We start from the raw sequence: 12,521 nt of genomic DNA on the forward strand, positions 1-12,521 counted from the left end.
ACCGGATGAGCCAGGCACTCGACGCCCTCCTCGATCTGCTCGACCTGGAGCGGATCGAGGAGGACATCTTCCGGGGCAGGTCGCGGTCCGCGATCGTGCCCCGGGTGTTCGGCGGCCAGGTCGCGGCCCAGGCACTGGTCGCGGCCGGCCGCACGGTGCCGGAGGACCGGACGGCCCACTCCCTGCACGCGTACTTCCTGCGCATGGGCGACCCGGGCGCCCCCATCGTCTACACCGTGGACCGCATCCGCGACGGCCGCTCCTTCACCACCCGCCGGGTCGTGGCGGTGCAGCACGGGCAGCCGATCTTCCACCTGTCGGCGTCGTTCCAGACGTACGAGGACGGGCTCGACCACCAGGCCCTGATGCCGCCCGCGCCGGATCCGGAGACCCTCCCCACCGCGGAGGAGGTCCTTCCCGGCTACCGCCACCTGTTCGCCGACCCCGGTATCGCGGAGCGGATGCTGGAGGCCCGCGCCGCGGTGGACCTGCGCTATGTGCAGGAGCCGCCGTGGGCGACGGCGGGCGCGCCGCGGGCGCCGCGCTCCCAGGTGTGGTTCCGCACCAACGGCAAGCTCGCGGACGACCCTCTGCTGCACATCTGCCTGGCGACGTACGTCTCCGACATGACGCTGCTCGACTCGGTGCTGCTCGCGCACGGCCGGGGCGGCTGGGCGGTCGGCGACGTGGTGGGCGCCTCCCTGGACCACGCCATGTGGTTCCACCGGCCGTTCCGGGCCGACGAGTGGCTGCTGTACGACCAGGAGTCGCCGTCCTCCTCCGGCGGCCGGGGCCTGGGCCAGGCCCGCATCTACACGCGCGACGGCCGGCTGGCCATCTCGGTCATCCAGGAGGGCGTGGTCCGCGTCCCGCACTGACACCCGCCGCCCGCGGTGCCGGGCAGCCGGCCTGCGGCGACCCGGTTCCGGCGGCGGGCTCAGAGCAGTCCGGCCGCCCCCAGCAGGTAGGCCGTCATCGGCTCGTAGGAGCGCGGGTCCACCACGTGGTCGTCGAGGGGGACGGTGACCTGGAGGGTGCCTTCGGCCTCGGCGAGGAACAGCGCGGGGTCGTTGCTGTCGGCGTAGCCCACCGTGTCGATGCCGCGCCGGCCCGCGCGGCCGGCCCAGCCGTGGTCCGCGACGACCAGGTCGGGCAGCGGCTCGTCGGCGGCCAGCAGTCCGTCGAGCACGGCGTCCATGGGTGCGGGCGAGTGGGTGTGCCACAGGGTGGCGCCCCGCTCGAAGAGCGCCACGTCGGCGAACTGGACGACGTACCCCTCGTCGGTGGTCAGCCCGTCGGGGATGCGCACGATGTCGCAGCCCGCGGCGCGCAGCGCGGCGGCGGTGCGGCTGTGCACGTCCAGCAGGGAGCCGGGGTGGCCCGTCGCGACGAGCACCCGCGCCCGGTCGGCGGCGGCCTTGCGCAGACGGCCCGCCATGCGGTCCAGGGCGTCGACGGTGAGCTCGGGGTCGATGGTGTCCTGGCCCGTCCGGTGCCCGGGGTCGTCGTTGACGCCGCACCGCTCCGCCATGACCGCGAGCACGTCCTGCTCGTCCGCCCAGCGGTCGCCGAACTCAAGCCCCAGCCAGTAGTGCCGGTCACCGTTGGCCAGGCTGCGGTAGTGGGCGAGGTTGTTGTCGCGAGGCGTGGCGACGTTCCCCGCGATACGCGTACGGACGAGGTGCTCGACGAGGGCGGCGCGGCTGGGTATCGGCATGGCCCCCATTCTGCCGTCCGCCACGCCCCGTGGCCGAGGGGTTCCGCGGCGTGGACGCGCCCACCGGCCTCCAGGGCACCTACCGGCCCTCCGCCCGAGGCCGGCGGCGCGGCGCCGCCCCCTCGACCGGTGATCTTCCCGGCGGGTACGGTGAGCGCCGTCCCGCGTGAGCCGCCGACGCCTCCGCGCCCCCGCACATGACTGGAGGCCCGGCCCGCCATGTCGTCGCCCGCCGCCCCCGCGCCCGCCCCGGGCGTGCGCCCCGCCTGGCTCACCGACCTGCCCGTCCTCCTCGTCGCGGTCGTCTGGGGCGCCAGCTACCTGGCCGCCAAGGGCATCACGACGGCCCACACCGTGATCGCCGTGCTCGTGCTGCGGTTCGCGGTCGTGCTGCCCGCGCTGGCCGTCGCCGCCGGGCGGCGCCTGCGGGCCCTGACCGCCGCCCAGTGGCGGGGCGGGGCGCTCCTCGGGCTGGTCCTCGGCGGCGTCTTCCTGCTGGAGACCTACGGGCTCGTCCACACCTCCGCGACCAACGCGGGCCTGATCATCAGCCTCACCATGGTCCTCACACCGCTCGGCGAGGCCGCCCTGACCCGCACCCGACCGTCCGGCGCGTTCCTCGCCGGGGCCGGGCTGTCCGTGGCCGGGGTCGTGCTGCTCACGCAGAACGGCGGCTTCACCACCCCTTCGGCCGGCGACCTGCTGATGCTGCTCGCCGCGCTCGCCCGTACCGCGCACGTGCTGGTCATGGCCCGCACCCGCGCGGTGCGGGGTGCCGACTCGCTGTCGCTGACCACCGTCCAGCTCGGCACGGCCGTGCTGCTGTTCGCCGTGCTGGCCGCCGTTCCCGGTACGGGCGCCACCCCGTGGGCCGCCGCGCTGGACTTCGGTCCGCGCGAGTGGGCGGGGCTGCTGTTCCTCGCCGTCTTCTGCACGTTCTTCGCGTTCTTCGTCCAGATGTGGGCGGTCCGGCGCACCTCGCCGTCCCGGGTCAGCCTGCTGCTGGGGACCGAGCCCCTCTGGGCGGCGGCCGTCGGCCTCACCCTGGGCGGCGACCGCCTCACCCCGGCGGGCCTGGCGGGCGCCGCGCTCGTCCTGGTGGGCACCCTGTGGGGCCGCCACGCCGCCGACCGCGCGCCGCGCGGCCCGCGCGGGCGCGCAGCGCGGACCGCGGACCTCCCGCGGCCGGCGCCCGGCGCCGCGGTCCGCCCGCAGCCGGCACCGCACGCCGCGGTGCCCGGTCCGGAGGCCGCCGGAAGCCCGCGCCCGGCGCCGGCGGAACCCGCACCGTAGGGCCGGAAGGCCGGCGGGCGTCCCGGTGCCGTACGCCCCGCCGGACCGTACGCCCCGCGGGCCCGGCCGCAGTGGGGCACGTACGCCGTGCGGGACCTGTACCGCGGGGCCCGTACGCCGTGGAGCACATGGGCCGCGGGGACCGCCGCCCCAGCCGGTACGCGCCACCCGGCGCCGCCGCGCCCCTGGAGCCCGCAGGCGCGTACGCCGCACAGCCCGTACGCAGCGCAGGCCCGCAGGCCGTGAGGCCCGTACGCCACCACCGCCGGTACGCCGCCCGGCGTCCCCGCACCCCCGTGCGCCGCCAGGCCGCCAGGCCGCCGGGCCGCGCAGGCCCGCAGGCCGTGGGCCCGTACGTCACTACCGCCGGTACGCCGCCCGGCGTCCCCGCACTCCCGCCAACCCGCGCAGGCCGCCCGCAGGCCCCCACGCCGACCCCGCCTCAGGCCGCCGGCGGGCCCGCGAGCGAGCCGAAGGCGCCGTGGGCCAGTCGGCGCAGCAGCGCCTCCATCGACCGGCGGGCCGCCGGGTCGCCCGCGGTGGACGCGGAGCCGAGGTGCGGGGTCGAGTTGAGCAGGCCGAAGACCGCGTGGACGGCCGCCCTGGCCTGCTGCTCCGACTGCTCCGGGTGGAGCCGCCGCACCACGTCGACCCACAGCTCCACGTACTGCCGCTGGAGCTGGCGCACCCGCTTGCGGTCGGTGTCCCGGAGGCGGTCCAGCTCCCGGTCGTGCAGGGTGATGAGGGAGCGGTCGTTGAGCGCGAAGTCGATGTGCCCGTCGATGAGCGCGGCGAGCAGAGCGTCGGGATCGCCGTCCGACTCCTCCACCCGGCGGCGCCCGCCGTCCAGCAGGCGCTCGCTGATGCCGACGAGCAGTTCGGCGAGCATCGCGTCCTTGCCGGCGAAGTGGCGGTAGAGCCCCGGACCGCTGATGCCGACGGCGGCGCCGATCTCGTCGACGCCCACGCCGTGGAAGCCGCGCTCGGCGAAGAGCCGGGCGGCTTCCCTGAGGATCTGCTCGCGGCGCGTGGGGGCGTCGGTCCTGGTGCTCATGGGACTGATTCTAGACAAGGCGGTTAGCGCTCGTTAACCTGAGGCGGTACGTTAACGCTCATTAACCGAGTGGTGACAGTCGTACGGGCAAGGGGGCTCGACACGATGCAGCAGGCACCTGTGCTGACGACCGCGGCAGATCCCGCGTCGCCGGCCTGGCAGGCCAACGAGGCGGCGCACCGCGAGCTCGCCGACGACCTGCGGGCGCGCCTGGCCGCGGCCCGGCTCGGCGGCGGCGAGAAGGCGCGTGCCAAGCACACCGCGCGCGGCAAGCTGCTGCCCCGCGACCGCGTGGACGCCCTTCTCGATCCGGGCTCGCCGTTCCTGGAGCTGGCGCCGCTGGCCGCGAACGGCCTGTACGGCGACCAGGCGCCCGCCGCCGGGGTGATCGCGGGCATCGGCCGGGTCAGCGGCCGGGAGGTCGTGGTCGTCGCGAACGACGCGACCGTCAAGGGCGGCACCTACTACCCGATGACGGTGAAGAAGCACCTGCGCGCGCAGGAGGTGGCCCTGGAGAACCGGCTGCCCTGCGTGTACCTGGTGGACTCGGGCGGCGCGTTCCTGCCGATGCAGGACGAGGTGTTCCCGGACCGCGAGCACTTCGGGCGGATCTTCTACAACCAGGCCCGCATGTCGGGCGCCGGGATCCCGCAGATCGCGGCCGTCCTCGGCTCCTGCACCGCCGGCGGGGCATACGTGCCGGCCATGAGCGACGAGGCCGTCATCGTGCGCAACCAGGGCACGATCTTCCTCGGCGGCCCGCCGCTGGTGAAGGCCGCGACCGGCGAGGTCGTGACGGCCGAGGAGCTGGGCGGCGGCGAGGTCCACTCCCGCACCTCCGGCGTCACCGACCACCTGGCCGAGGACGACGCACACGCCCTGCGGATCGTCCGGGACATCGTGGCCACCCTGCCGCGGCGCGGGCCCCTGCCCTGGCCCGTGGAGCCCGCGGAGGAGCCGAAGGCGGACCCGGCCGGGCTGTACGGGGCCGTGCCGGTGGACTCCCGCACCCCGTACGACGTGCGCGAGGTCATCGCCCGGATCACGGACGGCTCCCGGTTCGCGGAGTTCAAGGCCGAGTTCGGGCAGACCCTCGTCACCGGCTTCGCCCGCATCCACGGCCACCCGGTGGGCATCGTCGCCAACAACGGCATCCTGTTCTCCGAGTCCGCCCAGAAGGGCGCCCACTTCGTGGAGCTGTGCGACCAGCGCGGCATCCCGCTGCTGTTCCTGCAGAACATCTCCGGCTTCATGGTGGGCCGGGACTACGAGGCGGGCGGCATCGCCAAGCACGGCGCCAAGATGGTCACCGCCGTCGCGTGCACCCGCGTGCCGAAGCTGACGGTCGTCGTCGGCGGCTCGTACGGCGCGGGCAACTACTCCATGTGCGGCCGGGCCTACAGCCCCCGCTTCCTGTGGATGTGGCCCAACGCCAAGATCTCCGTCATGGGCGGGGAGCAGGCCGCGTCGGTGCTCGCCACCGTCAAGCGCGACCAGCTCGAAGCGCGCGGCGAGGAGTGGCCGGCCGAGGAGGAGGAGTCCTTCAAGGCCCCCATCCGCGCCCAGTACGAGACGCAGGGCAGCGCCTACTACGCCACCGCCCGCCTGTGGGACGACGGCGTCATCGACCCGCTGGAGACCCGGCAGGTGCTGGGTCTGGCCCTGACCGCCTGCGCCAACGCGCCCCTGGGTGACCCCCAGTTCGGCGTCTTCCGGATGTGAGGGAGCCGTGAGCGATTCCATGTTCGACACCGTTCTGGTGGCCAACCGGGGCGAGATCGCCGTCCGGGTCATCCGCACGCTGCGGGCCCTCGGGGTGCGCTCGGTGGCCGTCTTCAGCGACGCCGACGCCGACGCGCGCCACGTGCGGGAGGCGGACACGGCCGTGCGGATCGGACCGCCGCCGGCCGCCGAGAGCTACCTGCGGGTCGACGCCCTCCTGGAGGCGGCGCGGCGGACCGGCGCCCAGGCCGTCCACCCCGGCTACGGCTTCCTCGCCGAGAACGCCGCCTTCGCGCGGGCCTGCGAGGACACGGGGCTCGTCTTCATCGGCCCCCGGCCGACGCGATCTCCCTCATGGGCGACAAGATCCGCGCCAAGGAGACGGTGCGGGCCGCGGGCGTGCCGGTGGTGCCCGGCGCCTCGGGCCCCGGCCTGGAGGCCGCCGCCCGGGAGATGGGCGCCCCCGTGCTGCTGAAGCCGTCCGCGGGCGGCGGCGGCAAGGGCATGCGGCTGGTGCGGGACCTGTCGGTGCTGGAGGAGGAGATCGCCGCCGCCCGACGCGAGGCCCGCGCGTCCTTCGGCGACGACACGCTCCTCGTGGAGCGCTGGATCGACCGCCCCCGGCACATCGAGATCCAGGTCCTGGCGGACGGCCACGGCAGCGTCGTCCACCTCGGCGAGCGCGAGTGCTCCCTGCAGCGCCGCCACCAGAAGATCATCGAGGAGGCCCCGTCCGTCCTGCTGGACGAGGAGACCCGCGCGGCCATGGGTGAGGCGGCCGTGCAGGCGGCCCGCTCCTGCGGCTACCGGGGCGCGGGCACGGTGGAGTTCATCGTCCCGGGCCGCGACCCGTCCTCGTACTACTTCATGGAGATGAACACCCGGCTCCAGGTCGAGCACCCGGTGACGGAGCTCGTCACCGGACTGGACCTGGTCGAGTGGCAGCTGCGCGTGGCCGCGGGCGAGCGCCTGCCGTTCGGGCAGGCGGACATCGCCCTGACCGGCCACGCCGTCGAGGCCCGCCTCTGCGCCGAGGACCCGGCGCGCGGCTTCCTCCCGTCCGGCGGCACGGTGCTGTCGCTGCGGGAGCCGCAGGGCGAGGGCCTGCGCACCGACTCGGGCCTGAGCGAGGGCACGGAGGTGTCGAGCCTCTACGACCCGATGCTGTCGAAGGTCATCGCCTACGGCCCGGACCGGGCGACGGCCCTGCGCCGGCTGCGGGCGGCCCTCGCGGACACCGTGACGCTGGGCGTCCCGACGAACGCCGGGTTCCTGCGCCGCCTGCTGGCCCACCCGGCGGTCGTGTCCGGGGACATGGACACGGGCCTCGTGGAGCGGGAGGCCGACGGCCTGGTCCCGCAGGGCGTGCCGCCCGAGGTGTACGAGGCGGCCGCGGCGGTGCGCGAGGAGGCGCTGCGCCCCGCGCCCGGGGACGGCGGCTGGACGGACCCGTTCTCGGTGCCGAGCGGCTGGCGGATGGGCGGCGAGCGACTGCCGGTGGCGCACCACCTGCGGATCGCGGGACTCGAACCCGTCACTCACGTCCTGCGGGGCACGGGCCACCGCGTCACCGCCGACCGGGTCGCGGTCACCCTCGACGGCGTCACGCACACCTTCCACCGCGCCGGGACGTGGCTGGGCCGCGACGGGGACGCGTGGAACGTGCTGGACCACGACCCGGTGGAGGCGTCGCTCACCCGTTCGGCCCATGCGGGGGCGGACTCGCTGACCGCGCCGATGCCCGGCACGGTCACGGTCGTCAAGGCGGCGGTCGGCGACGAGGTCGCGGCCGGTCAGGGGCTGGTCGTGGTGGAGGCGATGAAGATGGAGCACGTCATCTCCGCCCCGCACGACGGCACCGTCGTCGCCCTGGACGTCACGCCCGGCACGACGGTCGCCATGGACCAGGTCCTGGCGGTCGTGGAGCCGCACGCCGCGCACGAGGAGGCCGGGTCATGACCGCGGGACTTCCGATGGCCATCCCGGCGCCGGGCCTCCCGGCCCGGGTGAGGATCCACGAGGTGGGTCCGCGCGACGGCCTCCAGAACGAGTCGGCGACCGTGCCGACCGAGGTGAAGGCGGAGTTCGTCCGCCGCCTCGCCGAGGCGGGCCTCGGCACGGTGGAGGCGACGAGCTTCGTGCACCCGAAGTGGGTGCCGCAGCTGGCCGACGCCGAAGACCTCTTCCCGCGGGTCCGCGGCCTCGGGGTGCGTGTGCCGGTGCTGGTCCCCAACGAACGGGGCCTGGACCGGGCGCTGGCGCTCGGCGCCCGCGAGGTCGCCGTGTTCGCCAGCGCGACGGAGTCCTTCGCGCGGGCCAACCTGAACCGCACGGTGGACGAGTCGCTGGCCATGTTCGCGCCGGTCGTCTCCCGCGCGAAGGCCGAGGGCCTGGCTGTGCGCGGCTATGTGTCGATGTGCTTCGGCGACCCGTGGGAGGGCCCGGTGCCGGTGGAGCAGGTCACGGGCGTCTGCCGCCGCCTCGCGGACCTGGGCTGCGACGAGCTGAGCCTCGGCGACACCATCGGCGTGGCGACGCCGGGCCATGTGAAGGCGCTGCTGGCCGGCCTGAACGGGGCGGGCGTCCCCACGTCCGCCCTGGCCGTGCACTTCCACGACACGTACGGCCAGGCGCTGGCCAACACGTACGCGGCGCTGGAGCACGGCGTGACCACCGTCGACGCCTCCGCCGGGGGCCTGGGCGGCTGCCCCTACGCGAAGTCCGCCACCGGCAACCTCGCCACCGAAGACCTCGTGTGGATGCTCCACGGCCTCGGCATCGAGACCGGGGTCGACCTCGGCCGGCTCACCGCCACGAGCGTGTGGCTGGCCGAACGGCTGGGCCGTCCCAGCCCCTCCCGTACCGTCCGCGCCCTCTCCCACAAGGAGTGACCACCATGTCCCTGGACCACCGGCTCTCGGCAGAGCACGAGGAACTGCGCCGCACTGTCGAGGAGTTCGCCCGCGACGTGGTGGCGCCGAAGATCGGCGACTTCTACGAGCGGCACGAGTTCCCCTACGAGATCGTGCGCGACATGGGCCGCATGGGCCTGTTCGGCCTGCCCTTCCCGGAGGAGTACGGCGGGATGGGCGGCGACTACCTGGCCCTCGGCATCGTGCTGGAGGAGCTGGCCCGGGTCGACTCGTCCGTGGCCATCACGCTGGAGGCGGCCGTCTCGCTGGGGGCGATGCCGATCCACCGCTTCGGCACGGAGGAGCAGAAGCGGGAGTGGCTGCCGAAGCTCTGCTCGGGCGAGGTGCTGGGCGCCTTCGGCCTGACGGAGCCCGAGTGCGGGTCCGACGCGGGCGGCACGCGCACCACGGCCGTCCGGGACGGCGACGAGTGGGTCATCAACGGCACGAAGTGCTTCATCACCAACTCCGGTACGGACATCACCGGTCTGGTGACCGTCACCGCCGTGACGGGCCGCAAGGACGACGGCCGGCCCGAGATCTCCTCCCTCATCGTCCCGTCCGGCACCCCGGGCTTCACGGTCGCGGCCCCCTACTCGAAGGTCGGCTGGAACGCCTCCGACACCCGGGAGCTGTCCTTCCAGGACGTCCGCGTCCCCGCGGCCAACCTGCTGGGCGAGGAGGGCCGCGGCTACGCCCAGTTCCTGCGCATCCTGGACGAGGGCCGCATCGCGATCGCGGCGCTCGCCACCGGGCTCGCGCAGGGCTGTGTGGACGAGTCGCTCCGGTACGCGCAGGAACGTCACGCGTTCGGCCGCCCCATCGGCGACAACCAGGCCATCCAGTTCAAGCTGGCCGACATGGAGATGCGCGCCCACATGGCCCGCATCGGCTGGCGCGACGCGGCGTCCCGCCTGGTCCGCGGCGAGCCCTTCAAGAAGGAGGCGGCGGTGGCGAAGCTGTACTCCTCCACGGTCGCCGTCGACAACGCCCGCGAGGCCACCCAGATCCACGGCGGCTACGGCTTCATGAACGAGTACCCGGTGGCCCGCATGTGGCGCGACTCGAAGATCCTGGAGATCGGCGAGGGCACCAGCGAGGTGCAGCGCATGCTCATCGCCCGCGAACTGGGCCTGTCCGCCTGACGGCCGGCCCCCGGGCCGCGCAGGCCCTCCGCCTCGCTGGGCGGGGGGCCTGCGCGCTGCCGGGCGGGGGCCGGCCCACGGACCCTTGGCCATAGGCTGACCCCGACCGAGCGGAGGGGGAGCCCGTGTCCGTCGAGTACGTCGTGCAGCTGGTCGCCGCGGTGGTGCCGCCGCTGCTCATGCTGGGGCTGGTGGCCTGGGGGGCCGTCAGGGTGTTCCGGCGCGCCCCATGGGTGGGCCTCGCGGTGGTGCTGCTGCTGGGCACGGTGGTGCTCTACCTGTGGGGGCTGCTGCACCTGTTCACCCTGGACACCGCCGAGACATGCGCGCTGTACCACCACCAGCCGTACGACTGGGAGGCGGTCCGCGCGGGGCAGTCGCTGCTGCCGCTGTCGGCGCCCTGCAACGCGTCGTACGACATGGTCCCGGGGTATGTGAACCCCGGCCTGGCGGCGGGGGTCGCGGGCACCGCCGGGGCCGTCGCCATGGCCGTGCGGGCACGGCGGAAGCGGGCCGTCGGCGTGACGTGATCGACAGCGTCGGCAGCCCCCGACCCCTGGACATGATCTGAGGTTAGGCTAACCTACCTTCGACCCTGCCAGAGGGCCGGTATCCGGCCGTACGAAAGCGATCCCGCCATGCCCAGCAACGCCCGAGCCAGCCACCTCACCCGCCGCGGCCTCCTCGCCACCGGTGGCGCCCTCGGGTTGGGCGCCGTGCTCGCCGCCTGCGGCGGCAGCGACAGCGGCAAGGACGCGAAGGACTCCGGCACGGACAAGGGCGGCGCCGGCTCCGGCCCCTGGTCCTTCAAGGACGACCGCGGCGTCACCGCCAAGGCCGACACGGTGCCGAAGAACATCGTCGCCTTCACCGGCATGGCGGCGGCCCTGCACGACTTCGGCGTCGAGGTGAAGGGCGTCTTCGGCCCCACCAAGACCGCCGACGGCAAGCCCGACGTGCAGGCCGGCGACCTCGACGTGAACAAGGTCAAGATCCTCGGCAACGTCCACGGCGAGTTCAACATCGAGGAGTACCTGAAGCTCCAGCCGGAGCTGCTCATCTCCGACATGTGGGAGAAGGACGACCTCTGGTACGTGCCGGCGGAGTCCAAGGACAAGATCCTCAAGATCGCCCCGAGCGTCGCGCTGTGGGCCGCCGACCAGTCCATGCCGAAGGTGATCGAGCGTCACGTGGAGCTCGCCGAGAGCCTCGGGGCCGATGTGAAGGCGAAGCAGGTCGTCGAGAGCAAGGAGCGCTTCGAGAAGGCCGCCGCCCGGCTGCGCGCCGCCGCCAAGGCGAAGCCGGAGATCAAGGTGCTCATCGGCTCGGCCTACCAGGGCTCCGACATCTTCTACGTCTCCCACCCGGACCGCCCGGCCGACACCAAGTACTTCAAGGAGCTCGGCGTCAACCTCGTCGTGCCGGAGAAGCTGGACGCCACCGGCTGGTTCGAGGAGCTGAGCTTCGAGAACGTCGGCAAGTACCCGGCCGACATCATCATGATGGACAACCGCACGTCGGCCATCCAGCCCGCGGACCTGGAGAAGACCAAGCCGACCTGGAAGCAGCTGCCCGCCGTCAAGGCCGGCCAGGTGATCCCGCGCGTCACCGAGCCCATCTACTCGTACGACAAGTGCGCCCCGATCCTGGAGGCCCTGGCCGAGGCGCTCGAGAACGCGAAGAAGGCGGCCTGACCCCCATGACGACCACCGGGACCGCCGTGTCCGTGCCCTTCCGGTTCTTCCCCCTCGCCGTCGTGAGCACCCGGCGGCTCGGGCCGTCGCTGGTCCGCGTCACCTTCACCGGCGCCGGGGACGAGGACCTGGAGGACTTCGCCTCCGGCGGGCGCGACCAGAGCCTGTCGCTGTTCCTGCCGCACCCGGGCCAGCCGGAGCCGGTGCTGCCGCCGGTCGTCGACGGCGACCTGTACGGGGCGCTGGGCGCCTGGCGGGCCATGCCGGACGACGTGCGGGCGGTCATGCGCTCGTACACCGTGCGGCAGCAGCGCCGGGACCCGAACGAGATCGACATCGACTTCGCGGTCCACGAGGACGGCGGGCCCGCGTGCCGCTGGGCGCAGCAGGCGGCGCCGGGCGACCGGGTCGCCGTGCTGGGCCCGGTCGTCGCGGAGAACACCGGGGTGCGCTTCCACCTGCCGCAGGACGCCGACGAGGTGCTGCTCTGGGGGGACGAGACCGCCCTGCCGGCCGCCTCCGCCATCCTGGAGTCGCTGCCCGCCGGCCTGCGGGTCCAGGCGTGGTTCGACGTGCCGCACGCCGCGGACCGGCTGGAGCTCCCGACCGCCGCCGACGCCGCGGTCACCTGGCTCGTACGGGACGAGGGCGCGCCGGCCGCGGTCGACGCGGTGCGCGCGGCCGAGGTCGCCGGCACCGCGCCGTACGTGTGGATCGCCGGGGAGTCCGGTGCGGTGAAGGCGCTGCGGCGCCACTTTGTGAACGAGCGTCAGTTCGATCGCCGACGGGTCACGTTCGTCGGATACTGGCGCCAGGGCCTGAGCGAGGACGCGCTGCGCGAGGCCCCGGAGACGGATACCGACACCGACGCGTGACGCGGGTGCGGGCACCGAGGCAGGGGCCCGCACCCGCGCAGCGACCCGCACGACCCTGCACCGCCCGAGGGGCGAGGAACGTTTGCGAGATCAAGTTAGGTTAGGCTAA

10 protein-coding genes and 1 pseudogene are annotated in these 12,521 nt (G+C 74.2%); 9 read left to right on the plus strand and 2 right to left on the minus strand.

Going from position 1 to position 12,521, the window contains the following annotated elements; translation table 11 throughout:
* The first annotated feature begins 5 nt into the window (after positions 1 to 5).
* A complete protein-coding gene (gene tesB / locus L6E17_RS12280; RefSeq protein ID WP_236240787.1) occupies positions 6 to 878 on the plus strand; it encodes an acyl-CoA thioesterase II in 873 nt (290 codons plus the stop codon).
* Positions 879 to 937: 59 nt separating this feature from the next.
* On the opposite strand, the gene L6E17_RS12285 is transcribed toward tesB, so the two are convergent.
* The gene (locus L6E17_RS12285; RefSeq protein ID WP_236240788.1) at positions 938 to 1,717 is read right to left on the minus strand and encodes a phosphatase; all 780 of its coding nucleotides are present in this window, start codon (positions 1,715 to 1,717) and stop codon (positions 938 to 940) included.
* Between the two features lie 219 nt (positions 1,718 to 1,936).
* Here L6E17_RS12285 and L6E17_RS12290 point away from each other — a divergent pair, with 219 nt between their 5' ends.
* Complete coding sequence (locus L6E17_RS12290) at positions 1,937 to 3,010, plus strand: DMT family transporter (RefSeq protein WP_236240789.1); 1,074 nt, start codon at positions 1,937 to 1,939, stop codon at positions 3,008 to 3,010.
* 442 nt (positions 3,011 to 3,452) lie between these two features.
* Here L6E17_RS12290 and L6E17_RS12295 read toward each other — a convergent pair whose 3' ends face one another.
* A complete protein-coding gene (locus L6E17_RS12295) occupies positions 3,453 to 4,064 on the minus strand; it encodes a TetR/AcrR family transcriptional regulator (protein ID WP_236240790.1) in 612 nt (203 codons plus the stop codon).
* A 105-nt stretch (positions 4,065 to 4,169) separates the two neighbouring features.
* Here L6E17_RS12295 and L6E17_RS12300 point away from each other — a divergent pair, with 105 nt between their 5' ends.
* From L6E17_RS12300 to L6E17_RS12330, 7 genes and pseudogenes are all read left to right on the plus strand, one after another.
* Complete coding sequence (locus L6E17_RS12300) at positions 4,170 to 5,786, plus strand: carboxyl transferase domain-containing protein (protein WP_236240791.1); 1,617 nt, start codon at positions 4,170 to 4,172, stop codon at positions 5,784 to 5,786.
* A gap of 19 nt (positions 5,787 to 5,805) precedes the next feature.
* Positions 5,806 to 7,745 (plus strand): annotated as a pseudogene (locus L6E17_RS12305) (biotin carboxylase N-terminal domain-containing protein).
* Positions 7,742 to 8,677: a hydroxymethylglutaryl-CoA lyase gene (locus L6E17_RS12310; RefSeq protein WP_236240792.1), complete on the plus strand. Its 936-nt coding sequence runs from the start codon at positions 7,742 to 7,744 to the stop codon at positions 8,675 to 8,677. The pseudogene L6E17_RS12305 and the gene L6E17_RS12310 overlap by 4 nt, the downstream one beginning before the upstream one ends.
* Positions 8,678 to 8,682: 5 nt before the next feature.
* Positions 8,683 to 9,843 carry an acyl-CoA dehydrogenase family protein gene (locus tag L6E17_RS12315; RefSeq protein WP_236240793.1) on the plus strand — a complete coding sequence of 387 codons (1,161 nt, stop codon included), beginning with the start codon at positions 8,683 to 8,685 and terminating at the stop codon, positions 9,841 to 9,843.
* 125 nt (positions 9,844 to 9,968) lie between these two features.
* Positions 9,969 to 10,373, plus strand: a complete 405-nt coding sequence (locus L6E17_RS12320; RefSeq protein ID WP_236240794.1) for a hypothetical protein — start codon at positions 9,969 to 9,971, stop codon at positions 10,371 to 10,373.
* 108 nt (positions 10,374 to 10,481) lie between these two features.
* Positions 10,482 to 11,537, plus strand: a complete 1,056-nt coding sequence (locus tag L6E17_RS12325) for an ABC transporter substrate-binding protein (protein WP_236240795.1) — start codon at positions 10,482 to 10,484, stop codon at positions 11,535 to 11,537.
* Between the two features lie 5 nt (positions 11,538 to 11,542).
* A complete protein-coding gene (locus L6E17_RS12330; protein ID WP_236240796.1) occupies positions 11,543 to 12,412 on the plus strand; it encodes a siderophore-interacting protein in 870 nt (289 codons plus the stop codon).
* The last annotated feature ends 109 nt before the right edge of the window (positions 12,413 to 12,521 follow it).

This window comes from Streptomyces sp. CC228A, assembly GCF_021390935.1.
Taxonomy (GTDB): domain Bacteria; phylum Actinomycetota; class Actinomycetes; order Streptomycetales; family Streptomycetaceae; genus Streptomyces.

Coding starts and splice junctions, on each gene's coding strand:
- tesB (WP_236240787.1), top strand. CDS start 6: ATGAGCCAGGCACTCGACGCCCTCCTCGATCTGCTCGACCTGGAGCGG.
- L6E17_RS12285 (WP_236240788.1), bottom strand. CDS start 1,717: ATGCCGATACCCAGCCGCGCCGCCCTCGTCGAGCACCTCGTCCGTACG.
- L6E17_RS12290 (WP_236240789.1), top strand. CDS start 1,937: ATGTCGTCGCCCGCCGCCCCCGCGCCCGCCCCGGGCGTGCGCCCCGCC.
- L6E17_RS12295 (WP_236240790.1), bottom strand. CDS start 4,064: ATGAGCACCAGGACCGACGCCCCCACGCGCCGCGAGCAGATCCTCAGG.
- L6E17_RS12300 (WP_236240791.1), top strand. CDS start 4,170: ATGCAGCAGGCACCTGTGCTGACGACCGCGGCAGATCCCGCGTCGCCG.
- L6E17_RS12310 (WP_236240792.1), top strand. CDS start 7,742: ATGACCGCGGGACTTCCGATGGCCATCCCGGCGCCGGGCCTCCCGGCC.
- L6E17_RS12315 (WP_236240793.1), top strand. CDS start 8,683: ATGTCCCTGGACCACCGGCTCTCGGCAGAGCACGAGGAACTGCGCCGC.
- L6E17_RS12325 (WP_236240795.1), top strand. CDS start 10,482: ATGCCCAGCAACGCCCGAGCCAGCCACCTCACCCGCCGCGGCCTCCTC.
- L6E17_RS12330 (WP_236240796.1), top strand. CDS start 11,543: ATGACGACCACCGGGACCGCCGTGTCCGTGCCCTTCCGGTTCTTCCCC.